The following is a 24,013-nucleotide window of genomic DNA, read 5'->3' on the forward strand; positions in this document are numbered from 1 at the left end:
TAAAACTTGAATAGTTTATTCTGTTCGAGTTTTATCTTTTGTTACTATAGATGAAAATTACTAAATATTTGACTAGTTTTTGGGTATATATTAGCCAATTCATAATATAATGTTTATCATTACTTTTTTTAAATTAACTATATAAAGAAGCAGTAAAATTAATAACAATTCTTTTATTTCTTGTATTATTCTTGGAGGGTTAGGAATGAAGAAGTTTATATCTATAGTATTGATAATAATAGGAATTGCTTTGATCTTAACTCCTACTATTAAAAATCAAATAATTAAGCATAATATTAAAAAGAAATCTGAAATAGTAAATACTATTACCCATGAGGAAATAACTGAGAATATAGAGACTGATGCAGAATTTGACTATGAAGCTATAGAAGATGTTGGAATTACATCTACAATTATTGGGTCAATTAACTTTGACAATAAATCTATGATAGGTCAGTTAATTATCCCAGAATTAGATATAAACTTACCAGTATTAAAGGGTGTAACCAATGCCAATCTATTAGCAGGGGCTACTACTATGGTTCCTGAGCAGAAAATGGGTGAAGGAAATTATCCCCTTGCAGGTCATAGAATGAAACAAAAGGATTTATTATTTGGTTCTTTAATGGATATAGAAGTTGGAACTACTGTGTATATAACGGATAAAAAAACTATTTATGAATATAAGATATATAATACCGTTGTAGTACCAGATACTGCTATGGAGATGTTGGATAATAAAAGATCCGAGGAACAAGGGAGACCAATTATATCCCTTATGACCTGTTATTATTCGTCAAAGACGGGGAAAAGATTTTTTGCTTTAGGAGAATTAGTAGATGAATATCCAGTGGAGGATTAAATCATAATTAAATTAGGAAATAGAATAAAAGAAAGAAGGGATATAGATGGGAAAATATAATATGGAAGAGCTACACGAAATGACTATAGAAATGCTTGAAAGAAGGGGGGTAACCTTAGAAGATATAGGAGAGTTAGTTTTATTCCTTCAGGGAAAGTATTATCCTGATCTTACACTAGAGGTTTGTATAGAAAATATTAAGGCTGTCCTTACAAAAAGAGAAATAATCCATGCCATTTTAACGGGAATAGCCTTAGATGAAATTGCAGAAAAGAAACTATTACCAGAACCATTACAAACTATAGTTGAGTCGGATGAAGGATTATATGGTATAGATGAGATTATTCCATTATCCATAGTAAATGTTTATGGTACTATAGGATTAACGAACTATGGATATTTAGATAAGGAGAAAATCGGTATTATAAAGAAAATAGATGGAATGAAGGGTATAGCAGTTCATACATTCTTAGATGATTTAGTTGCTGCCATTGCAGCTGCAACGGCTAGTAGAATAGCTCACTCTAGGAAAGATTGATAGATGAAAGAGATTTTTGATTGAGAGTTATCAAGAATCTCTTTTTTTAGATTTTCACCTACCATTGAAAATGCACAGATGTATTGACAAATTATTTATATTTGTTTAACTTATTAAGTAGAATTACATAAGAAAGAATCTATACAATTTTGCATATAGGATATAACTAAGGTATCTGATATATTATAAATAGAGATGTGAAATTGTATGATATTTTAGGAGTGATCTAATGAGAGAAAATGATTTGAATACAGAAGAAAAGATACTTTTAGCTGCAATAGAATTATTTCCAGTCAAGGGAGATATGACTACAAGAGAGATAGCAAATTTAGCTGGAGTAAATGTAGCTGCTATTAACTATCATTTTAAAAGTAAAGATAATTTGATGAAAGCAGTAGAGAAGCACTATTCTAGTATGTTATATGATATACAAAATGAAATCATAAATGATCCTAGCACAACTTTGGAAGATAAGCTGATTATTTGGGCAAATCACTTAATGGAATTTATGTTTAAATGGCCTGCACTTATAACTGTGGTATCCAGTTTAATCTTACAGGATAAAGAATATAACCCTGAAATAATAAACAAATTTTTTAGAGATGTGGAATTAAAAGATAAGATACAAGATATTATATCTAAGATTACAGGAATAGAAGATATGGATACTCTTAATTATAAATATATTCAATTATTCTCAGGTGTATTGGGACCTATTATATTTCAAGTATTACCAATGATATCAGGAATGAAGGGGATCTTCATAGATTTTAGTTTAGAGGAAGAAAGGATGAAATATATTAAAAATCTAGTAACATCTATTTTAGATAAATAGATATTGATTTTTTAGTATGTGAGTATTAAAATATATTTAAACGGTTGTTTAAAACAACTGCTTAAATATATTTTTTTATGGGGGGATTTGTGTGGAGAGTTTTGGAAATTTTATAGTAAGTCATAAGAAAGCTATAATTCTTACCTATATACTAATGATTATATTATCTATTATTACTAGCCAATTTGTAGATATTAATTATGATTTAAGCACATATTTACCAAAAGAAATAAATTCTATAAAAGGTAAAGATCTACTAGAAAAAGAATTTGGAATTTCAGGTATAGGTTATATATTGATAAAGGATAAAACCTTTCAGGATTTAGATAAAATAGCGAAGGATCTTAAATCTATCCAAGGGATAGAAAATATAATCTGGTTAGGGTCAGCAGAAGATATTTTAAAACCAGAAGAATTTATGGATGAAAGTATTAAAAAAGAATTTTTGAATGGAAATGCTAATCTAATGCAAGTGCAGTTTTCCAACTCTAATGACTCTAAGGAAACTGTAGATGCTGTTGAAAAGATACATCTTTATATAGATGACTTTGGAATAATAGGTGGCCCTGCATCAATTTCCTATGATCTGCAAAAAATCACATCTAAAGAGATTTTATACTACTCTGTAATCGCATTTGTAATAATTTTCATAGTCTTGTTTTTATCTATGGAGTCTTTTATTGAACCAATACTATTTTTTATAGCCATAGGCGTGGCAATTATATTAAACAAAGGAACTAACATAATGTTTTCAAATGTATCTTTTAATACAGATTCTATAGCAAGTATTATTCAATTGGCAGTTTCCATGGATTACTCTATATTCCTAATCCATAGATATATAGAAGAAAAGAAATACCATGAAAATAATGATAGGGCTATGGTAGCTGCCATTGGGAAAACATTTACTTCTGTACTTTCCTCTTCATTAACAACTGTAGGTGGTTTTTTAGCACTAATTGTCATGAAATATGGTATAGGAAAGGATATAGGTTTAGTTTTAGCTAAGGGAGTATTATTTAGTTTAATTTCAGTTATTACTTTGTTACCAATATTAGTGTTACTATCTGATAAATGGATTGAAAAATATCAACATAAGATATATCTACCTAGATTTGCAAAATCCTCACATATTATAGTTAAATATCATTATGTGTTTTTAATATTAGCTATCTTAATAGCAATACCCTCATCACTGGCTCAATCACAGATAAAATATTATTATGCTAATGAAAAAGTGATTCCTAAGACATTTAAATCAAATGTTGCAAATACAGAAATAGACAAATTGTTTTTAAATAAAAATCAATTAGCATTAATGATTCCCAAAGGAGATAAATTAAAAGAATCTGAGTTGATAAGAAAACTTGAGAAAGTTAACGGAGTAGTTGATATAAAAGGTTTATATGGGATGGTAGATATAGAAATACCTGAGGAATTTTTACCTCTAGATATTACTGAAAACTTTCAAGGTGAAAATTATTCCTTAATAAATATAAATTTAAATCTTCCAATGGAAGGAGCATCTACAAAGGAGACATTAGATAATATTAAAAGTATTCTATCTAATGAATATGATGAATGGTATCTTACAGGTGAATCAACGATTTATGCAGATCTAGAAAGGATTACATCTCAGGATTTTAGAAATATAACCATTATATCTACTATAGTAATAGGAGTTATAATACTTTTGGCTTTTAAATCCTTAATCATACCTATTATATTGGTATCTGTTATTCAATTAGGGATTTGGATAAATCTGGCGATACCTTACATGCAAGGTATAAGCTTAAACTTTATTAGTTTTATTATAATAGGGGCCATACAATTAGGAGCTACAGTTGACTATGCAATTCTTTATACTGCAAGATACTTGGAAAATATTGAACAGTTGAATAAAAAAGAAGCTGCCATAAAGACAATAAAGGATACAGGAAGACCAATACTTACATCAGCACTAATATTATTTACTGGAACATTAAGTGTTTATCTAATCACTAGTATGAAAAATACTGCAGAATTGACATTACTCATAGGAAGGGGAGCTATTATAAGCTTTATATTAGTGCTTGTAGTTTTACCTTCATTGCTAATTATATTTAATAGTTTAATCAAAAAGACTACTTCAAGATTATCTAGAGAAATAAATAATTGATGGAGGGGAAAAAAGTGAAAAAAGTTATTAGCTTTATTTTAATTTTTACAATTATATTTTCATTTTCAATTACTGGTATTACAGAAGTTGTCAGACATGAAACAGTATATGTAAATTTAGATCACGATGGTAACACTAGAAATATTAATACAGTAACTCATATTTCAGGAGAAAGTAAAGATGAATATTATATGGACTATGGAAATTTAGAGGATGTAAGAGTCCTAACAGAAGGTGTAAATCCTATAATAGATAATGGAACAATAAAATGGGATACAAAGGTATTAAGTGAGAAAGATATATATTATGAGGGAAAACTTGAAAAGAAAATTCCTCTGGAATTGGAAATTCAATATTTTATAGATGGAGCAAGGATAGAGGGGAAGGATTTAGCAGGTAAGTCGGGAGATTTAGAAATCAAGATAAATGTTAAAAATAGTAAGAGTCTAACTACCCAAATTCAAGTACCTTTGGATTTAGACATTTTTACAAGGATTGAAGCTCAAAAAGGAGTTACTTCTGTAGTAGGAAAAACTATGAATGTGGTATTTACACATCTTCCCCTAGGAGATGAAAGTTTTACAATTAAGGCGGAAGGTAAAAATATAGAGCTAAATCCAATATTAATCTCCTCCACAAGTGCCAAAATATCTCTTTCAGGAGAATTTGATGAATTTGCAGATGGAATTAAAGTGATGCATAACGGAACAAAAGAATTGGAGGATGGTTCTACAAAACTAAGTAAAGGCATGAAAGCGTTAAAAGACGGACTTGTGTCTTTAAGCGGAGGAATATCAAAATTTTACAATGGGTTAAAAGAGATAGGTAATAATTTAAAAACTCTTGTTAATGGATTTTCTCAATTTAATCTAGGATTAGGTACATTAAATGAAAATATTTCTGGGGTAGTAAAAGGAGTAGAGGAAGTTAACGGTGGAATAAATAAATTAAATTTAGAAAGTGGAAATATAGAAACTGGCATTTCAGGGTTAAATGATGGAATAAAAGAGATCAATGGGGCCTTAGAAAATCTTAATAGGGGTTTAGGAGAAATAAATAATGGTCATAGCAATTTAGTTCAATTAGCCCAAAGTCTAATTTCTAGTGATGACCCTAGAGTAAAAGCTCTTGCAGAAGGAGTTATTAATGAATCTAAGGCTATAGATGAACTTAGCCAAGGTCTAAATCAATCTAAAAGAGGTATGGATACAATTGGTGAAAACTCAGAGAAATTACTTTATGGGTATAATGAATATAATAAAGGATTAAATAAATTAGCTTTAGGATTTAATCAGCTAAAGGATGGAATAGAGGAATTACCTCAAGAGATTAATAATATGTATTTAAGTCATAATCAGTTAATAGAAGGGCTTACATCTTTAAATCAAGGATTTGATGCAGCCATTAATGGTGGAAATGAAATAAATGTAAATACGAAGAAAATTTCAGAAGATATTACTGAGATGGTAGAAGGGCAAGAGGAATTGGCAGATGGTTTAAAAGAATTAAATGACAGTGGATTTAAAAAAATTGTAGAGGGTTTGGAGAACTTTACTATGGATGAGGCTAAAGATGACAAATCATATACTTCATTTATAGATGAAAAAAATAAGGAAAATTCAAGTTGTCAATTTATCATGCAAACACCATCTATTAAGATGGATCATGAAAAAGCAAAAATAGAAACCAATGATGAAAATAATAAAACATTTATTCAAAGGTTTTTAGATTTATTCAGCAGGTTCGTTGGTAAAAAATAGGATTCAAAAATAAGCTCCAATCGGAGCTTATTTTTGATTACCATTCTATAGAAATCATAGATTTGTTTATAGATGCTAAATCCTTAGCACCAGTTAATATCATAGTTTGAACAAGCTGATTCTTCATATTTTCAATTATTAATGAAACTCCTTTACTACTACCTCCATAGGCACCAAAGATTACTGGTCTTCCTATTAGAACTGCATCTGCTCCCAGAGCAATCATTTTGAAGACGTCTATTCCTGAACGAATTCCACCATCAACGAGAATCATTATTTTTCCTTTAACAGCTTCAGCTATTTCAGGAAGTGCTTTTGCAGTAGATTCTGTATGGTCTAGTACTCTTCCACCATGATTTGATACGACTATAGCCTTAGCTCCAGCTTCCACTGCTAGAATTGCCTCTTCCTTTGTCATTATACCTTTTAAAATGAAAGGGAGGTTAGTAGAAGAAGTAATTTCCCTTAGTTCATCTACAGGTTTTGGGCTAACAGGAGCGCCTTGTAAGGCCATTGTAATTAATCCTGCACCATCAATATCCATTCCGGCAGCAATGGCATTTATATTTTCAGCTTTCTTCACAGAGTCTATAACAAGATTATTTTTTTTAGGTTTGAGGATACCGACACCTTTACCATTTACTTTTTTCAGAATTTCTAATCCAATTTCATAAAAAGCAGGATTAGCCGAGTCGCCAATCATAGCAATAGTACCAGCATCTATACTACCATTTACTACACTGCTTATATATTCTTCTTCCGTTAATGCACTACCCATATTAAAAGCTGTACCAGTAATTGGAGCACTAATTATTGGTATTTCTAGTTGTGTACCGAAAAAATTAAATTTTAAATCGGGATTTTTTGCATTATGGATAGTTTTTAGCCTTATTTTTACTTTAGTTAAATCTTCAACATTAGATTTGAAAGAGGAACCCGTTAAATGGCCACCCATACCGGGAACTTCCCCTGCACAAGCTATACCATTACATATGGGGCATACTCTACAGTATCCCTTTAACTTCTCTCTTGCTATATTCCTTATTTCTTTTAAATCCATCTCTTTCACCTCTATTTATTCTTATTGTATATAATCAATTATTATGCTTTTGAATATATACATTTTCAATTATTGCTGCAACTAACTCTGCTGTTTTAACAATATCATCTTCAGCTATATATTCATCTACACTATGGGCGCCAAACATACCGATTCCGAGGGTAGCTGCCTTAAGTCCGTTTCCATTGAAAATATTTGTATCAGATCCACCACCTGTAGGTTTTGGCATATAAGGAATATTTACTTTTTTCATTGCATTTTCTATTATTTTTAATATAGGTTCATTATTATCTAATTCAAATGTAGGATAGGAGTTATCAACTTTAATATTCACCTTTGAGTTAAAGTCTTTGGCAGCTTGCTCCATGGCTTCTACCATATGATTAACCTGTTTGTTTAACTTTTCTTCGTTTAAACTACGAGCTTCAAATTCTACCTCAGCATAATCAGCTACAATATTTGTGGCTGAACCTCCTTTGATAATACCTATATTTGCTGTAGTTTCTTCATCTATTCTAAGTAAAGACATTCTGTCGATTGCTCGTGATGCAACTTGTATGGCGTTTATGCCCTTTTCTGGATTTAAACCTGCATGAGCAGCTTTACCATGGAACTTAGCATGAATTTGTGCTTGGGCAGGGCCTTGTACATTAACTCCTCCAATATCTCCACTAGCATCTAGGACAAATGCTATTTTAGATTTTATTTTAGAGTAATCTAAATATTTAGAGCCATATAGCCCAACTTCTTCGCAAATTGTAAAGACAACTTCTATATCTCCATGTGGTATATTATTTTCTTTTATATGCTTAATGCCTTCCAATATAGCGATTATTCCTGCTTTATCGTCTGCAGAAAGAATAGTATTTCCTTTAGATTTTATTATTCCATTTTCAATAATAGGTTCAATATTTTCACATGGAGTCACAGTATCCATATGGGCACAAAACATAATAGGTTCTATATCTTCATTTCCGCTTAAATACCCTATAATATTGCCAGTATCAGAACCTGCCTTATTTCCAGCATCATCAACCACAACTTCCAAGCCTATTTTTTTCATATCTTTTTTTAATATTTCAGCAAAATGTCCTTCTCTGTAACTAGGGCTTGATATCCTTACATAGTCTAAAAACTTAGAAATAATACTCTCCTTATTCATTTATATGCCTCCTTAAGTTAATTCAATAAATAAATCATACTATAATTAGTTATTGATTTCAAACGAAAAATAGTGCATAATAGGGTATGGGGGTATACGGTTAGGCTGTTTTTGAAAAAGAAAACTGGGTAAAAGTATTAGGAAAATGCTAAATGAATATATTAAAATAGATATTAAATATTAGGAGAGGGTTTTATGGATTTAGGGAATGTTTCAATACCAATAGCTTTTGGAGCTGGATTTTTATCTTTTTTTTCACCATGTATACTTCCATTGATACCAGCTTATATAATGTATATTACTGGTGTTAATGTGGAAGATGAACTTGAAAAAAAGAGACTATTTGCTTTAACAAGAACTATTGGATTTGTAATAGGATTTACAATTATCTTTATGATAATGGGTACTTCTGCTAGTTTTTTGGGTAAGCTATTTATAAGAAATAAAGAAGTCTTTTCAAAGATTAGCGGTGGAATCATAATTTTATTTGGTTTAAATATGATGGGGATTTTGAAGCTTAAATTCCTAAATTTTGAAAGAAGAACTAAAGCGCCTAAAAAGATTACCAACTGGTTTAGTTCAGTTCTAATGGGAATGGCATTTGCAGCTGGCTGGACACCTTGCTTTGGACCTGTATTAGGATCTATACTTATGTATGCAGGTGGAACAGCTACTGTTTCAAAGGGAGTTTATCTATTGCTGATATATTCCATTGGTATGGCATTACCATTTATATTAACAGCTCTATTTATAAATACATTTACTAGATTTATGAATAAAGCAGATAAGTTTTTGAAATATATGCCTATAATCAGTGGTTTTATTATGGTGGTCTTTGGATTGCTTGTATTCTTTAATAAGATGATGAGTATAAGTAGATTTTTATTGTAAAAGGAGAGGAACTATGAAGAAAATTTTATTAATGATTCTAGTATTAGCAATTGTAGGTGCAGGTTGCAGCAAGTCTTCACCAGAGAAATCTAATGAAAATATAGAAGAACAATCTCCAGAGGATATAGTGACTGAGGAAAACACAGAAACAGCTGGAGAAGTAGCAGAAGAATTTGATATAGCAGTTGGTAAGGAGTCTCCAGATTTTACTCTCAAAAATTTAGATGGAGAAGAGGTTTCTTTATCAGATTATAGAGGAAAAATAGTTTTAATAAATTTTTGGGCTACTTGGTGTACTTGGTGTGATAAGGAAATGCCAGATCTTCAAAAGCTAGATGATGAAAATGATGATTTAGTTGTATTAGCAGTAGATGTAATGGAAAAGCAAGATGTAGTTAAAGAATATATTGATAATGGTAAATATGATTTTGAAGTAGTTTTAGATGAAGATGGAGAAATAGCTAGGACCTATTTAGTAAGTGGTTTTCCTACATCCTATTTTGTAGATGAAGAAGGTGTTCTATTAGGAGGAGTACCAAGAGCTATGACATATGAAGAAATGACTTCAGTTTTAGAAAGTATTAGAGAGGAAGAATAGAAAGATATGGAGCATATCACACAATGATATGCTCCATATCTTTTACTTTCTTACAAAATCTTTTAGTCTATAACTACCAGCTGTAAATAGTGCTAAAACTATTAGAAGTACTATGAATACATTAGGAAATATTACTGATTTTTCTAGACTATCAAACATCCAGTATTGTGGAGTGAACTTACCTAGGTTTTTTATAAATTCAGGGACATTTTGATATATTCCATCCTGAGCAAACATAGATAGAAATAAAGTTAATATAGCAACTAAAGCTGTCACCATAGAAGCTGAACCTTCGTTATTAAATATCCTAGTCATGGCTAAAGATAAAGTAATGGAAAATAAGCTAGCTAATATGAAATTTATGAAAATAATAGGAAGATTAACTATATTATATCCGGTTACTTTTGCACCTAATAATACAACTAAAATATTTGCCGCAACTTGAAAGAATAATAGGGAGAGGGCTATGCTTCCTAAAATTACACTGCTTTTGTTAGGTGTTGCAATAGATCTTGATATAATATTTTTTTTCTTAAATTCCATTAATTCTGTAACGATAGGAGAGGCACCAAGTATGATAAAATATATTAGTAGCATAGTGGCCGTATGCAAATCTCCCGTTACTATTTTCTGATTTCTTTCAAATAGGGTCTCGGTTTTAAGTATATATAAATCCTCTTTGTTCGAAATAATACCCTTATCTATGAGTAACCTTTCCTTGATAAATTCATTTATTTTATTATTAATATCCATTTCTAATGGAATGGTTATATTTCCTTCTTCTCTTTTATAGGATTCTATAATTGGTTTTTCATAGTTATTGATTTTTTCAGTAAAATCTGATGGAATATTATAAACTGCTGCTACCTCATTGCTTTCTAGTAACTCTAAGGCTTTATCCTTTTCATTTTGGAAAATCCATTGTGATTTAGAAGGAGAACTATATATTGTTTCCCATAGATCACCTTCATCTTCAATATTATAAGCTACAGTAACATTTGATAATTTACTAGATTGATGACTATCTCCACCTTCAAGAAAATTAACAAATAAAATAACGGCAATAGGCATTATAAGCATAAGCCCAACCTTTAAAGGATCCTTTAACATTCTTTTAATATTTACAATAATTAACTGAATTAGATTCATTTACTTACACCCCATTTCATCTGGATAGCTAAGATATTGATTAAATACAATACCATAGATATACCTACCATAATCAATAGATAATTAGATATAGATGATAGATTATTATGGATTATATAGTTTCTATAGGTATTGCTAATTAAAATATCTGGTTTATATTTAGCGAAAAATGTAAATATCGCATTACTACCCAATTTATCTAAAGGACCTATCATTCCGCCAAGTATTAATTGGAAAATTAAGAATACCTGTACTAAGGGCAAACCATATTTTTTCTTGAATATGGTAGATATTAGAGTGCCTATTACTGTTATCATAAAGCTTTGTACTAAGACGATTAATAGTAGAATAGGTAAAGAGCCTTTAAAAGATAATCTGCTTATCTTATATGCACCTACATAGATTAAATTAACAACTACCATCATTAAATAGTTTGACATAACACCATAATTAAAATATTGAAATTTTGTTATGGAAGTAGACATAATTCTATTATAAAGTCCATTTTCCTTTTCTAATGCATCAGAAGCAATAACTGCCATAACGAATACAATAAAAGCATAGTTTAGAAAGGATATAGAAAAATATTCATAGGAATTTAAGCTTTTTCGTACATCATGAATATTAGTCTTAATAGAATCCGTTGAATATATATTAGTTAATATTGCATTGATTTCTTCGACTAGTTTGCTCTTTTCTTCTTTTGATAATGAGTTATTCTCTATGTTATTTCGGATAATTAAATCTTGGCTTATTTCCTTATTATATTTATCCACTATATTAACTAATACATTGCCCATGGTAGTGGATGAGTTTTCCTCTGCTTCCACCTTTATTGAAGAAGAGTTATTACCAAGAAGACTATCCTCATAACCTTTTAGAATCCTAAGGGTGTAGTCGAATTTTTCGCTATCATTTGATTTTATAGTTAATATTTTAGAAATGTCTTCACTATTTAAAAATGATACCAAGTTTTGAGATTCTTTAGTATTATCCTCATCTACTATTATGATAGAAAAGATAGGGTCATTTACTACTGGAGTGAACATATCTTTTTGTACATAGCCCATTACCAATGAAAGTACTATTGGATAAACGGCATAGGATAATAAAAAGGCTGGAAATTCCTTTATTAATCCTTTTAGGGATAACTTTAAATAAGCTAATAGTTTCATCATATCACCTCTAATCCCTTAGTTTTTTTCCGGTTAAGGCCAAGAAGACTTCCTCTAAATTAGGTTCATCAACATTTATACTTTTTATTGCAGACTTATTGCTCTCAAGCACTTTTAGTAATGGCTCAAGCTTGAAACTATTTCCTTCAACTAGTAGATTGATTTCATCATGGGAGTTTTCACAGTCTACTACACCACTGATTAGTTTAATATTATTGATCAAGTCTTTATTAATGTTGTCAATTCTTAAATTGACTTTGTTATTATTGCTAATCATAGACTTAACTGTCTTTTTAGAACCATAGGCAATTTCTTTACCTTCATCTATTATAAAGATGTTGTTACAAAGATATTCTACCTCTTCCATATAGTGAGAAGTATAGAGGATAGTAGTATTTTTTTCTTTATTAATTCCTTTAATAAATTCAAAGATATGGTTTCTTGATTGAGGATCAATGCCTACTGTGGGTTCATCGAGGATTAGTATCTTTGGTTCGTGCATTATAGCTGCGGCAAGGTTTAACCTTCTTTTCATACCACCCGAGAATTTCTTTACTTTATCTTTTCTTTTCTCAGTTAATCCTGTGATATCTAGAGCATAATTGATTCTTTCCTTCAAAAGTTTTCCCTTAAGTCCATAAAGACTACCGAAAAATTCAAGATTATCATAAGCTGACACTGTTTCCATTAAAGCCAATTCCTGCGGGACAAGTCCTAAAAATTCTTTTGCTTTGATGGATTCTTTTTTTATATCAAAGCCACCAATAGTGATACTACCTTTATTAGCATCCAATAGACCAGTCATTATATTGATTAGTGTAGATTTTCCAGCACCATTTGGGCCAATTAGACCAAAGATGTCTCCCGTTTCCACAGAGAAAGAAATATTATCTAATACAAGTTTATCATCAAACTTTTTACTGATATTTTTTACTTCTATGATATTCATTACTTTATTCCCCCCTTGAGTTAGTAATAACGAATAACTAATATAAGCAGGGTACCAAAATTGTGATTTTCAATTTTGTGTACATCGCTTAGCTACTAATATTTGCCCCGCAGGGTACTGTTCAGTAGTCCTTTAGAGTTTGTTTATCTAGTGAATAACTAATAGTGAATAATTAATAGTTGAAAATACTAAAAGATCAAAAGACCTAAAAGCCTTACCAAAAGCTATTCACTGTATCTATTTTTATTATATTAAAATCAATCAATAATTTACACTGCCCTAGGTAATGAAAAAGTAGTGACTTTAGTCACTACTTAGTAAGATTATTCTTGAATGCAAAGACTACTATTTGGGTACGATCACGAAGTTCAAGCTTTGATAAAATTGTACTTACATTATTTTTTATAGTTCCTTCAGAAAGGAAAAGCTTTTCTCCAATTTCTTTATTTGATAGACCGTCAGCGATATATTTTATAATATCAAGTTCTTTATGGTTTAAATCATATCTTTCACAAATTTCATTTAAATCAGTTTCCATGGGAGTAAGGTTCAAGATATTAGTCGCAACGTCAGGATGAATGACGATATTACCCATGGCGGCAGCCTTGATGCCTTCATAAATAAGGTCATAGGAGCTATCCTTTAGAAGATAGCCAGAGGCACCTTTTTTAAGAGCTTCCTGTATATATTCAATATCCTTAAAGGTAGTAAGTATAAGGACTTTAGTATTTGGGAATTTGTCCTTGATTAGTTGTGTACCTAGTACACCGTCACACATAGGCATTCTGATATCCATTAGAACTAAATCAATTTCATTTAGTGTACATAGCTCTAATGCATCATACCCGCTTTCACCCATTGCAATAACATCTATATCACTGTAGCTTGAAAGAATAATTTTTAGTCCCTCTCGTATTAATTTTTCATCATCAATAATCGCAATCCTAATCTTATCCATAATACACCACCAATCCTTCAATTCACAATGTACAGTTCACAATTCACAATTTTTTTAATTCACAATTGCTAGGGCAGGTTTTTGTAGTCTTTTGATTCCATATTATGACTTTCATAATTGTGCATTTAAGCAGGGGACCAAAATTATGGTTTTCAATTTTGTGTACATCGCTTAGCTACTGATATTTGCCCGCAGTATAATTCGGTAGTCCTTTAGGGTTTGTTCACCTAGTACATTGATTTAAGCACTACTCTAAGTAAAAATCCCTTACCTTCTTTGCTTTCATAACTTAGATTTCCTCCAAGTTCACCCACCCTCTCAGATATACTAGTTAGTCCTAGTCCGGGGGTTATTTCATTTGTTCCAATTCCATTATCTTGCATAGTGACAATCAAATCACTGATACTAAAATGCATAAATATACTAATTTTAGTAGCTTTCCCATGTCTAGCAGAATTAGATAGAAATTCTTGAACGACTCTATATAAAACTAAAGATGTTTCTTCATCAAGCTGCCATTTGTTTTTAGAAAATCCAAGCTTTACATCAATTCCAGTTAATTTGCTAAAATCTTTAATTAATCCTTCAATGGCTAATAATGTCTCATATTCTTTAAATTCCTTAGGCTTAAGCTCTCTTAGAGCCTTTCTGATTTCTTCAAGACCGTTCTTCGTAAAGTCACGTAGGTTTGATGCCATCAGGGAAGCAGCTTCCCCATTATCATTAGCAATTTTTTCAATGGCTCCTAACTGAATTATAATGGTAGATAGGCTATGACCTACACTATCATGTATTTCTCTAGATATTCTGTTTCGTTCTTTAAGAATAGATAACTCTTTAATTGAATCTGCATAAGCTTCTAATTCGTGATTGGTTTTAATCAATTCATCTTCTGATTTTCTAAGCCTATGATATAATTCCTCTGCTTTTAATGTTCGATTTTGTTCTTTTTTTATAATGGAAGAAATCAATCCCAAGGTTATGATTGCAGTTATATAGGATAATAATTCATACAGTGGAAGCTCATTTCCTGCATATAAGAAAATCAAAAGTCCTAAAGAACCAAGAATATATTTGCTAAAATTCTCTATAAGAAAGAAACTATCTATTATTCCTATGATAAAATAGGGCAAAAGTAGACCATTATAATTTTTATATAAAATATATCCAAATATAAAATCAAATATTATAGATATAAAAACAGGGACAGATATGTCCCTGAATAAAAAATAACGTAACTGAGTATTTATAATGAAAAGTAAGATCAATATAATAGCAAAGAAGTTTAACTTATCAATCTCAGTAAATGTTATTCCTAATATTATTATAAAGGCAGTCAGGTATCGTGAAATTAAAAAAGTTTTGTTTTCCATAAAAAATCTCCCTTGCTTGCAATTAACGATTATCAAAGAACAAATAACGATTGAAATGCTAAAGATTAGAAAATGGGTCTATAAACTTTTTTATTCTAATATTTTCATTGTTAACTGTTAATTGTGCATTGTACTAAATATATGTTCTAACATTTCTATACAGTTTTTAGTAGTTCTCTTATCTTCATTATCAATTTTTGGATTTAATTCTACAAAATCCATGGAAGTAATGAATTTTTCACCTAGTAAAGTGGTGAATATTTCTTTGCCTTCCTCTATGGAAAATCCACCAGTTACAGGAGTTCCAGTACCAGGTACAAGGGATGAATCAAGAACATCTATATCAAAGCTTATATGAACTCCATCTACATTGGAAGCTTTAATTTTTTCAACTATTTCTTTTAATACATTGTCTAGACCTCTTTCACGTACTATATCCATAGTATACATATTGAGGTTTAATTCATCAGCTAGAGCAAATTCACCTGAATCAATATCTCTGCCGCCAAGAATATAGACATTTTGAGGACTTACCTTGATTCCGTCATAATAAATATTTGTAAGGGCAGGATGTCCTACATTCATAGAAGCAGCTAATGGCATACCATGTATATTGCCTGAAGGTGAGGTTTCATAGGTATTTATATCCCCGTGGGCATCTATCCATATTACAGCCATATTTTCAAAGAATTTACTTGCGCCAGCAATACTACCTGCACCTAAAGCATGATCGCCTCCTATAATAAATGGAAAACTTTGTCCCTTAAGAGAACAGTATACATTATTAGCTAGATTACTATTAATTTCAGCCACAGTATTTAGGTATTTCATTTTTGGATGATCCTTATATTTATCCTCAGATACTACATAAGGAATATATATATCACCCATATCATGGACATCGTGTCCATTCTTTTTAATAATATCTATAATTCCATTTTCCCTAAGTGTAGCAGGTCCCAATTGAGCACCATCTCTGTCACAACCATACTTTAATGGTACTCCAATTAAGTTAATATCCATTAGTAAATCCCTCCCCAGATATATTATCTATTATATTATATCATTTTTTGTAATACTGTGTTAATAAAAAAGCCTAATTATTCATAAATTTGGACATTCTAATAGATGTTTAAGGATTATGGACATCCTTTTTATGATATAATTGTTTTATTATATAAATAGAGGTGGAATAATGGGGAAGTTTTACTATGCAGTAAGGAAAGGAAAGACTCCTGGTATATATGAAACTTGGGGGAAATGTGAAGAACAAGTAAAGGGATATTCAGGAGCAGAATATAAAAAGTTTTCAACATATGAAGAAGCATTATCCTTTATAGATGGTGGAAATGAAGAAATTGAATTATTAGATGAAAGTCAGTTAAAAGAAAATGAAGCAATAGCCTATGTAGATGGAAGCTTTGATATAAGAAACTCAACATATAGTTATGGGGTTGTATTTATCACCCTTGATGGTAAGGAAACATATAGTGGTCGAGAAGATAATGAGGAGTTAGCTGAGATGCGAAATGTATCTGGAGAAATAAAAGGAGCTATGGTAGCTATGGATTTGGCTATAGAAAAGGGAAAAGACACTCTATATCTTCATTTTGATTATACAGGAATAGAACAATGGGCTAAGGGTAGCTGGAAGACAAACAAAGATGGGACTAGGTTCTATAAAGAATTCTACGATTCTATAAAGGATAAATTAAATGTAGTATTTATAAAAGTGAAGGCTCATTCAGGAATAGAATATAATGAAGAAGCAGATAAACTAGCTAAAGAAGCTATAATTATTTAACAATAAGTATCATTTGGTGCCTGGCACCAAAATGATACTTATTCTATTTTTTCAAATCCAATTCCATTTTTATTAAGTAATTCTATAGCATACTCATCTATTCTATAATCATTCTTATAGTAAATGTGCTTAATTCCAGATTGTATCAATGCTTTTGTACAATTTAAACAAGGAAAATGAGTTACATAAGCAGTACATCCCTTTACAGAAATACCCTCTTTAGCACAATATAATAATGCATTTATTTCCGCATGAATAGTTGCTATACAATGACCATCTCTCATAGTGTGTCCTACATCGTCACAGTGAGGGTTTCCAGAAACTGAACCATTGTAGCCGCTAGAGACTATTCTATTGTCATCATTGACTAGAAGACAGCCCACAAATGCTCTATCGCAAGTAGAACGAGTTGCCACTAACTCAGTAATCTCCATAAAATACTCTTTCCAAGATTTTCTATCTGACATTTTCTACTCCTCCTAACCTTATAAATTATCATTAATTTTCCTAATTAAATATTATACCATATAAAAATAAAATTTATTGAATTTGTTTTTTCACAAAGAGCAAAAAATACATTATACTATAGATAGTAGAAAAGGAGTGGTTAAAATGAGTTTGTTTAGGATACAAAATTCTGTACAAGAAGTTGCGGAAGCTATAGAAGCAGTATTAAATGTAGATGTAACAATAATAGATGAAAATATGTATAGAGTTGCAGCTACTGGAAAATATAGAGATTCTATAGGCAGTAGGATTCCTAATAGCTGTTCCTTTGAAGTTGTTGCTGAAACTAAAAAACCTCAAGTAATAAATAAACCAAATATAAGTAAGCAATGTATTAATTGTAGCCTAAAAGGGAGTTGTGCTGAAATGGCAACCCTTGGATATCCTATATTAAATAAAAATAAGTTAATAGGAGTAATTGGACTTATAGCCTTTAAGAATGAGCAAAAAAAGAAGATACAAGAACAAAAAGAAAATCTTTTAATTTTCTTAAGTAGGCTATCAGATTTAATAGTTGGAAATATTAATTATTATGAAACTATAAAGAATATTACTATTCAACATGAAGAAACAAGAATGATAATAGATAGCTTAGATAAAGGGCTTATATGTACTGATGAGGACGGAAAGATAAAGTTTGTTAATTCCAGTATTGAAAGCTATCTTATGAAAGATAAAAATAAGTTAATAAATAGTAGTATAGATAAGATATTTCCATATTTAAAGGAAAAGGGAGAACAAGACTTTTCTATAGAGAAAAAGATTAAAATAGGTAATAAGAAAAAGAGTTTTATTATAAGAAATATTCCTGTGATGGTAGAAGGAAAGAAAGTTAGTAGCATTTTAGAAATTCAGAAGACCTTTGATATGGTAAGAAGTGCTTATAGACTGATAGAAGGGGAAAGAAAAGTAACATTTAAAGATATATTGGGAAATAGTCCCAAAATGTTGGAGGTTAAATCAATAGCAAAGAATATTGCTCCTAGTGAATCTTCTGTGTTATTAAAGGGTGAAAGTGGTACAGGTAAAGAACTCTTTGCTAGAGCTATTCATTATGAAAGTGATAGAAATAAGGCTCCTTTCATAGCTATAAATTGTGCTTCTATTCCAGATAATCTTTTAGAATCTGAATTATTTGGATATGAGGAAGGAGCATTTACAGGAGCAAAACGGGAAGGAAAAATGGGTAAATTTGAATTAGCCAACGGAGGTACTTTATTTTTAGATGAGATAGGTGATTTACCTATTCATCTCCAGCCTAAACTGCTAAGAGTATTGCAAGAACAAGCATTTATTAGGGTGGGAGGAAAGGAATTGATAAGTATTAGCTTTAGGCTAATAGCAGCTACCAATAGGAACTTAGAAGGAATGGTTCTAAGTGGAGAATTTAGGGACGATCTATATTATAGATTAAATGTAATACCTATAAATATACCTCCATTAAGAGAGAGGCAGGAAGATCTTGATTTACTAAGTGAAAGTTTACTTAATAAAAATTGCATGAAATTAGAAAAAGAAAAGAAATATTATTCTCAAGAAATAAAGAATGCTTTCCACAAATATCCTTGGCCTGGTAATATTAGAGAACTAGAAAATACAATAGAATACTTAGTAAATGTGGTTCAGGAAAAGGAAATTTCATATGATGATTTACCTGCTAATATAAAAGACTATTTCTGTAATAATGAAAAAGACATAAAATTTAATCATAAAAGAGCTTTGAAGGATATGGTTGATAGTTATGAAAAAGAAATATTAGCAAGGTATCTTGAAGAATATGGATATTCTACTAAAGATAAGGAGTTAATAGCTGAAATACTAGATATTAATCTCTCAACTTTATATAGAAAACTAACAAAATTCAATTTGCAATAATGCGAATAAATTTGCATTATTGCAAATTAATGTAAACCAAGAATATCTCACTATATTGGTTGATATATCTGAAGATTATTCGCAACAATGCGAATAAAATATATATTGGATGAACTACGAAATAATCTGAAATCTGGTCCTATAGCTAATTATAGGAGTTTTCTATTTATTTCATAGGATTGGCACAAAGTTTGCAATAATTATTCTATAACCATAGGAAAGTTTTATTTTTACTTAGCGTAAATTTGACTTTAAATGGGCTTTAAAAGAGAGGTGCTAATTTTATGATAAATGAAGAGAAGAAAAGATATCTATTGAATATGGTAAAAAGAGAGACGGTGCCAGCCATAGGATGTACAGAACCAGTTGCTGTAGCCTATGCTGCTTCTTTTGGTAAAAAATATATAGATTCACATATAGAGAAGATAGCAGTTTTAGTAAGTAAAAACATATTTAAAAATGGTAAATCTGTAATAATACCAAATACAGAAGAATGGGGACTAGAATTAGCGGCAGCCCTAGGAATAGTTGCGGGAAATGCTGATGATGGATTAATGGTACTTAAAAATGTTAATAGACATTATATTGATTTAGCTCATAAATTAGTAGAGGAAGGGAGAATCACAGTAGGATATCTAGAAAAAAGTCCAGATGTATATGTAGAAATTCATTTTATATCTAAGTCACAAAAAATAGAAGTAGTACTAAAAGATAGTCATAATTTTATAGATACAGTAAAAGTAGATGGAAGAACAGTATATAAAGGAGTTTTTCAAGAAAAGGATACCCTTTCATATGAGGTTTTAAGGGAAATGACATTTGAAGAAATAAGAAAGATTGTAGAAAGTTTTTCTATAGAAGAAATTCTATTTATTAAAGACGGAATAAATATGAATAAAGAGGCTGCCTATGATGGGTTAAAAGGAGACAAGGGATTAAAGTTAGGTGCTGCCTTAAATAAATTACAGGGACAAAATAAAATGCAAATTGATGCATTTACTAAAGCAAGAATTCTTACGGCTGCATCTGCTGATATGAGAATGGGTGGTGGCAATTGCCCAATAATGACAAGTGCAGGAAGCGGAAACCAAGGTCTGGGAGTAGTATTACCGATAGTTGCAGTAGGCGAGGATAATAACATTGAAGAAGAAAAGCTATTAAAGGCTGTATTTTTTGCTCATGTAGTAAATAAATATATAAAACTTTATACTGGAAAATTATCAGCTATGTGTGGATGTGCCATAGCTGCAGGGGTGGGCGCTAGTGTAGGTATCACTTGGATGCTAGGAGGAAACGATCGGGAGATTAGTGGTGCTGCTAATAATATGTTATCAAATTTAACGGGTATGATATGCGATGGAGCCAAAGAAACTTGTTCTTTTAAACTGTCAACTTCAGCCGGTGAAGCTGTATTAGCTGCATATTTAGCCTTGGAAAATATAATAGTTAAGCCAAATATTGGTATAATAGGTTCAAATATCGAGAAAACTATAGAGGGATTAGGAGTTCTATGTAAAGACGGACTTTCACAAACAGATAACGTAATAATAAATATAATCTAATAATAAAAACTCTGATTTACAATATCAGAGTTTTATTATAATATTTAAGGGTATATTTAAATATTATAAAAGGAGGAGAAGATATGTTAAAAGAGTTTAAAGAATTTGCAGTAAAAGGTAATGTAATAGATTTAGCTGTTGGGGTAATCATAGGCGGAGCCTTTGGTAAAATAGTTACATCTTTAGTTAATGATATGATAATGCCAGTAATTGGATTGTTAATTAAAAATGTAAATTTCACCGATTTATTTATAAGCTTAGACGGGAACTATTATCCATCATTGGCAGCAGCCCAAGGAGTTCCGACTATAAACTATGGAATATTTATTAATACTATTCTTGAGTTTTTAATTATTTCTTTTTCTATATTTATTTTTATTAGACAATTAAATAGATTAAAAAGAAAAGAAGAGGTCATTGAAACTGTACCTACTACAAAGGCTTGCCCATACTGCTATACAGAAATTCATATAGATGCAACAAGATGTCCAAACTGCACTTCAATAATTAGCGAAGAACAAATAGTAATTAACGATTAACAAAGAACAATTAACAATGAAAAGATAAAAATTAAGACTCTTCGATCATACTTAGAATGACATATATTTGCTCATACTGAGTATAATCTTATGGACTCTAGTATTATTTACTGTGGAGCAAATTAATGTTGAGAAGATTATAAGGTTCTGAATTGTTAATTGTGAACTGAATAAATGGGGGGATCGAATGAATAGGGGATTATATCTATTTTTCGTTTTAACTATGTTTTCAAATATACTTCCTCTTAAGATTGAGGAAAGGCCAAGAGCACAAATAAGTATAGTAGAAAAGAAAGTTGTAGAGATTAAAGAGAAAACAACTATATCTGTAGTGGGAGATATGTTGATGGATGGCAGTATGAGGGCACGGATAAATAAAAATGGAGTAGAGTATCCTTGGGAAATGGTAAAAGATTATTTTCAAAATGATGATATTACTATAGGAAACCTTGAAACTAGTATTACTACTAAAGGTACTCCATGGCCTGATAAACAATTTAATTTTAGATCTGATCCAAAGAATTTAAAGGCCATGAAAGAGTCAGGCATAGATATAGTTGTTTTAGGTAATAATCATTCTTTAGATTATGGCTATGATGGATTTCTAGATACATTGAATCATTTAGATAAATCAGAAATAAAAAGAGCCGGTGGTGGTAAGAATAAAAAAGAGGCCATAGAAGGTACTATAGTTGAAAGAAATGGTATTAATATAGGAGTGTTATCTTTTACTAGGGTAGTACCTGATGTAAAGTGGTATGCTACAGATAAAAGACCAGGCATAGTAGGTGCATATGATCCTCATTTAAAAGAAGTATTGAATAGGGTAGAAGAAATGAAAAAAGAGGTGGATGTTCTAGTATTATCCATACACTGGGGAGTAGAACTTAGTACCACACCAAGGAAACAGGAAATAGAACTAGCTAAAAAACTAGTCGATGCAGGTGTAGATATTGTAATGGGTCATCATCCCCATGTATTACAAGGTATTGAAATTTACAATGGCAAGCCTATATTCTACAGTCTAGGGAATTTTGTTTTTGGTACAAAAAATGAACTAACTTCCAACACTATAATTGGTCAGATTAATCTCATAGATAAAGATATAGACAGTATACAGATTATACCTTGTACAATAACAGGTGGAAGGCCCATACCTGATATTGAAATAAAAGAGAAAATTAAATATATGAATACAATTTCCAAAGATTTTAAAACTAATATAGATAAGGATGGAATAATAAAAATAAAACAGTATTAAAGAGGTGTTATTGGAAATGTATGGCCTAGTATTAGAGGGTGGAGGAGCCAAAGGTTCATATCATATGGGAGTTTATAAGGCATTAAGGGAGTCAGGAATTGAGATAAAAGGAGTTGTAGGTACATCAATTGGTGCTTTAAATGGAGCGATGATTGCACAAAATGATTATGAGAGATGTTATGATCTTTGGAATGAAATTACTTATTCTATGGTCGTTGATGTAGACGATAATGAAATAGACAAAATCATGCAGCTAAAATTAGTTAAGGAAGATTTATCTTTTTTGCGAGACAAAATAAAAGATCTAATAAGTACTAAGGGATTTGATATAACACCTTTGAAAAACTTATTAGATGAGTATATAGATGAGGAAAAGATTAGAAAGTCTAATATAGATTTTGGTATGGTTACCATAAGCTTGAGCCCATTTAAGCCTTTATATGTATTCAAAGAAGATATTCCAAAGGGAGAATTTAAAGAATATTTAATGGCAAGTGCATATTTACCAGCTTTTAAATCCGAAAGGTTAGGAGGAAAATTATATTTAGATGGTGGATTTTATGATAATCTTCCCTTTAAAATGCTTATAGATAAAGGATATAAGGATTTGATTCTTGTAAGAACTCATGCCATGGGTTTTACTAAGAAACTTGATCTACAAGGCACGAACTCTATTGTAATATCTCCATCTGATAGTATAGGCAGATCTTTTGAATATGATAGTAGCAGGTCTAGGGCAAATATAGAACTTGGATATTACGATGGATTAAGGGCATTAAACGGTTTTAAAGGACATAGATACTATATAGTCTCAGAAAAAGATCAGGATTATTATCTTAATTTTTTACTCAGTATACCTGAAGAAGAAGTAAGAAAGATGGAAGAAATATTAAAGCTCCCAGAAATTCCATATAGGAGATCTTTGCTAGAACATATAATACCTAAAATATGCTCCATGCTTTCTATAGGTAAGTCTTGTAGCTATGAGGAGTTACTA

At 30.6% G+C, this 24,013-nt stretch carries 22 protein-coding genes; 13 read left to right on the top strand and 9 right to left on the bottom strand.

Features of this window, described 5'->3' with window-relative positions:
- Positions 1 to 205: 205 nt before the first annotated feature.
- The 5 genes from CIW83_RS17685 to CIW83_RS17705 all read left to right on the top strand — a co-directional run bounded on the left by CIW83_RS17685 (position 206) and on the right by CIW83_RS17705 (position 6,153).
- Positions 206 to 862 (top strand): class A sortase, encoded by a 657-nt coding sequence (locus CIW83_RS17685; protein ID WP_094903670.1) that lies wholly within the window; start codon positions 206 to 208, stop codon positions 860 to 862.
- A 46-nt stretch (positions 863 to 908) separates the two neighbouring features.
- On the top strand, positions 909 to 1,400 hold the full coding sequence (locus CIW83_RS17690) for a phosphatidylglycerophosphatase A (protein ID WP_094903672.1): 492 nt from the start codon (positions 909 to 911) through the stop codon (positions 1,398 to 1,400).
- Positions 1,401 to 1,629: 229 nt separating this feature from the next.
- Positions 1,630 to 2,235, top strand: coding sequence for a TetR/AcrR family transcriptional regulator (locus tag CIW83_RS17695; RefSeq protein WP_094903674.1), 606 nt, complete (start codon positions 1,630 to 1,632; stop codon positions 2,233 to 2,235).
- A gap of 91 nt (positions 2,236 to 2,326) precedes the next feature.
- Positions 2,327 to 4,393: an RND family transporter gene (locus CIW83_RS17700; RefSeq protein WP_094903676.1), complete on the top strand. Its 2,067-nt coding sequence runs from the start codon at positions 2,327 to 2,329 to the stop codon at positions 4,391 to 4,393.
- Between the two features lie 14 nt (positions 4,394 to 4,407).
- Positions 4,408 to 6,153 (top strand): hypothetical protein, encoded by a 1,746-nt coding sequence (locus CIW83_RS17705; RefSeq protein WP_094903678.1) that lies wholly within the window; start codon positions 4,408 to 4,410, stop codon positions 6,151 to 6,153.
- Between the two features lie 37 nt (positions 6,154 to 6,190).
- Here CIW83_RS17705 and CIW83_RS17710 read toward each other — a convergent pair whose 3' ends face one another.
- Complete coding sequence (locus tag CIW83_RS17710) at positions 6,191 to 7,213, bottom strand: alpha-hydroxy-acid oxidizing protein (RefSeq protein ID WP_094903680.1); 1,023 nt, start codon at positions 7,211 to 7,213, stop codon at positions 6,191 to 6,193.
- 34 nt (positions 7,214 to 7,247) lie between these two features.
- On the bottom strand, positions 7,248 to 8,375 hold the full coding sequence (locus CIW83_RS17715; protein WP_094903682.1) for a M20/M25/M40 family metallo-hydrolase: 1,128 nt from the start codon (positions 8,373 to 8,375) through the stop codon (positions 7,248 to 7,250).
- A gap of 195 nt (positions 8,376 to 8,570) precedes the next feature.
- Between CIW83_RS17715 and CIW83_RS17720 the strand changes: the two genes are divergently transcribed.
- Together CIW83_RS17720 and CIW83_RS17725 are read left to right on the top strand one after the other, a co-directional pair.
- The gene (locus tag CIW83_RS17720; RefSeq protein WP_094903684.1) at positions 8,571 to 9,266 is read left to right on the top strand and encodes a cytochrome c biogenesis CcdA family protein; all 696 of its coding nucleotides are present in this window, start codon (positions 8,571 to 8,573) and stop codon (positions 9,264 to 9,266) included.
- Between the two features lie 13 nt (positions 9,267 to 9,279).
- Entirely contained in the window at positions 9,280 to 9,864 is a 585-nt protein-coding gene (locus CIW83_RS17725; protein ID WP_094903686.1) for a TlpA disulfide reductase family protein, read from the top strand.
- A gap of 42 nt (positions 9,865 to 9,906) precedes the next feature.
- On the opposite strand, the gene CIW83_RS17730 is transcribed toward CIW83_RS17725, so the two are convergent.
- From CIW83_RS17730 to rocF, 6 genes are all read right to left on the bottom strand, one after another.
- Positions 9,907 to 11,013 (bottom strand): ABC transporter permease, encoded by a 1,107-nt coding sequence (locus CIW83_RS17730; protein ID WP_094903688.1) that lies wholly within the window; start codon positions 11,011 to 11,013, stop codon positions 9,907 to 9,909.
- Positions 11,010 to 12,188, bottom strand: a complete 1,179-nt coding sequence (locus CIW83_RS17735; protein WP_158220168.1) for an ABC transporter permease — start codon at positions 12,186 to 12,188, stop codon at positions 11,010 to 11,012. Before CIW83_RS17735 ends, CIW83_RS17730 begins: the two co-directional genes overlap by 4 nt.
- A 10-nt stretch (positions 12,189 to 12,198) precedes the next feature.
- Positions 12,199 to 13,137, bottom strand: coding sequence for an ABC transporter ATP-binding protein (locus CIW83_RS17740; RefSeq protein ID WP_094903692.1), 939 nt, complete (start codon positions 13,135 to 13,137; stop codon positions 12,199 to 12,201).
- 310 nt (positions 13,138 to 13,447) lie between these two features.
- A complete protein-coding gene (locus CIW83_RS17745) occupies positions 13,448 to 14,095 on the bottom strand; it encodes a response regulator transcription factor (protein WP_094903694.1) in 648 nt (215 codons plus the stop codon).
- A 227-nt stretch (positions 14,096 to 14,322) separates the two neighbouring features.
- Positions 14,323 to 15,468: a sensor histidine kinase gene (locus tag CIW83_RS17750; protein ID WP_094903696.1), complete on the bottom strand. Its 1,146-nt coding sequence runs from the start codon at positions 15,466 to 15,468 to the stop codon at positions 14,323 to 14,325.
- A 117-nt stretch (positions 15,469 to 15,585) separates the two neighbouring features.
- A complete protein-coding gene (rocF, locus tag CIW83_RS17755; protein WP_094903698.1) occupies positions 15,586 to 16,491 on the bottom strand; it encodes an arginase in 906 nt (301 codons plus the stop codon).
- Positions 16,492 to 16,663: 172 nt separating this feature from the next.
- On the opposite strand from rocF, the gene CIW83_RS17760 reads away from it, so the two are divergent.
- Positions 16,664 to 17,272, top strand: coding sequence for a viroplasmin family protein (locus CIW83_RS17760; protein ID WP_094903700.1), 609 nt, complete (start codon positions 16,664 to 16,666; stop codon positions 17,270 to 17,272).
- A gap of 38 nt (positions 17,273 to 17,310) precedes the next feature.
- On the opposite strand, the gene CIW83_RS17765 is transcribed toward CIW83_RS17760, so the two are convergent.
- Positions 17,311 to 17,739: a cytidine/deoxycytidylate deaminase family protein gene (locus CIW83_RS17765; RefSeq protein WP_094903702.1), complete on the bottom strand. Its 429-nt coding sequence runs from the start codon at positions 17,737 to 17,739 to the stop codon at positions 17,311 to 17,313.
- Positions 17,740 to 17,884: 145 nt separating this feature from the next.
- Here CIW83_RS17765 and CIW83_RS17770 point away from each other — a divergent pair, with 145 nt between their 5' ends.
- From CIW83_RS17770 to CIW83_RS17790, 5 genes are all read left to right on the top strand, one after another.
- On the top strand, positions 17,885 to 19,654 hold the full coding sequence (locus CIW83_RS17770) for a sigma 54-interacting transcriptional regulator (RefSeq protein ID WP_094903704.1): 1,770 nt from the start codon (positions 17,885 to 17,887) through the stop codon (positions 19,652 to 19,654).
- A 284-nt stretch (positions 19,655 to 19,938) separates the two neighbouring features.
- Positions 19,939 to 21,216 carry a serine dehydratase subunit alpha family protein gene (locus CIW83_RS17775; protein WP_094903706.1) on the top strand — a complete coding sequence of 426 codons (1,278 nt, stop codon included), beginning with the start codon at positions 19,939 to 19,941 and terminating at the stop codon, positions 21,214 to 21,216.
- A gap of 83 nt (positions 21,217 to 21,299) precedes the next feature.
- Entirely contained in the window at positions 21,300 to 21,755 is a 456-nt protein-coding gene (gene mscL / locus CIW83_RS17780) for a large-conductance mechanosensitive channel protein MscL (RefSeq protein WP_094903708.1), read from the top strand.
- A gap of 187 nt (positions 21,756 to 21,942) precedes the next feature.
- Positions 21,943 to 23,016 (top strand): CapA family protein, encoded by a 1,074-nt coding sequence (locus CIW83_RS17785; RefSeq protein ID WP_094903710.1) that lies wholly within the window; start codon positions 21,943 to 21,945, stop codon positions 23,014 to 23,016.
- Positions 23,017 to 23,032: 16 nt separating this feature from the next.
- Positions 23,033 to 24,013: patatin-like phospholipase family protein (locus CIW83_RS17790; RefSeq protein WP_143598588.1), on the top strand; the 981-nt coding region annotated here is incomplete at its 3' end.

Origin of the sequence: Tissierella sp. P1 (assembly GCF_002266425.1) — a bacterium.
Classification (GTDB): Bacteria; Bacillota; Clostridia; order Tissierellales; family Tissierellaceae; genus Tissierella; species Tissierella carlieri.

What these genes read in the sequence shown, in the direction of transcription:
- CIW83_RS17770 (WP_094903704.1), top strand. Translation starts at nt 17,885, where the DNA reads ATGAGTTTGTTTAGGATACAAAATTCTGTACAAGAAGTTGCGGAAGCT.
- rocF (WP_094903698.1), bottom strand. Translation starts at nt 16,491, where the DNA reads ATGGATATTAACTTAATTGGAGTACCATTAAAGTATGGTTGTGACAGA.
- CIW83_RS17715 (WP_094903682.1), bottom strand. Translation starts at nt 8,375, where the DNA reads ATGAATAAGGAGAGTATTATTTCTAAGTTTTTAGACTATGTAAGGATA.
- CIW83_RS17695 (WP_094903674.1), top strand. Translation starts at nt 1,630, where the DNA reads ATGAGAGAAAATGATTTGAATACAGAAGAAAAGATACTTTTAGCTGCA.
- CIW83_RS17745 (WP_094903694.1), bottom strand. Translation starts at nt 14,095, where the DNA reads ATGGATAAGATTAGGATTGCGATTATTGATGATGAAAAATTAATACGA.
- CIW83_RS17690 (WP_094903672.1), top strand. Translation starts at nt 909, where the DNA reads ATGGGAAAATATAATATGGAAGAGCTACACGAAATGACTATAGAAATG.
- CIW83_RS17765 (WP_094903702.1), bottom strand. Translation starts at nt 17,739, where the DNA reads ATGTCAGATAGAAAATCTTGGAAAGAGTATTTTATGGAGATTACTGAG.
- CIW83_RS17740 (WP_094903692.1), bottom strand. Translation starts at nt 13,137, where the DNA reads ATGAATATCATAGAAGTAAAAAATATCAGTAAAAAGTTTGATGATAAA.
- CIW83_RS17775 (WP_094903706.1), top strand. Translation starts at nt 19,939, where the DNA reads ATGATAAATGAAGAGAAGAAAAGATATCTATTGAATATGGTAAAAAGA.
- CIW83_RS17720 (WP_094903684.1), top strand. Translation starts at nt 8,571, where the DNA reads ATGGATTTAGGGAATGTTTCAATACCAATAGCTTTTGGAGCTGGATTT.
- CIW83_RS17725 (WP_094903686.1), top strand. Translation starts at nt 9,280, where the DNA reads ATGAAGAAAATTTTATTAATGATTCTAGTATTAGCAATTGTAGGTGCA.
- CIW83_RS17730 (WP_094903688.1), bottom strand. Translation starts at nt 11,013, where the DNA reads ATGAATCTAATTCAGTTAATTATTGTAAATATTAAAAGAATGTTAAAG.
- CIW83_RS17710 (WP_094903680.1), bottom strand. Translation starts at nt 7,213, where the DNA reads ATGGATTTAAAAGAAATAAGGAATATAGCAAGAGAGAAGTTAAAGGGA.
- mscL (WP_094903708.1), top strand. Translation starts at nt 21,300, where the DNA reads ATGTTAAAAGAGTTTAAAGAATTTGCAGTAAAAGGTAATGTAATAGAT.
- CIW83_RS17685 (WP_094903670.1), top strand. Translation starts at nt 206, where the DNA reads ATGAAGAAGTTTATATCTATAGTATTGATAATAATAGGAATTGCTTTG.
- CIW83_RS17735 (WP_158220168.1), bottom strand. Translation starts at nt 12,188, where the DNA reads ATGAAACTATTAGCTTATTTAAAGTTATCCCTAAAAGGATTAATAAAG.
- CIW83_RS17785 (WP_094903710.1), top strand. Translation starts at nt 21,943, where the DNA reads ATGAATAGGGGATTATATCTATTTTTCGTTTTAACTATGTTTTCAAAT.
- CIW83_RS17760 (WP_094903700.1), top strand. Translation starts at nt 16,664, where the DNA reads ATGGGGAAGTTTTACTATGCAGTAAGGAAAGGAAAGACTCCTGGTATA.
- CIW83_RS17750 (WP_094903696.1), bottom strand. Translation starts at nt 15,468, where the DNA reads ATGGAAAACAAAACTTTTTTAATTTCACGATACCTGACTGCCTTTATA.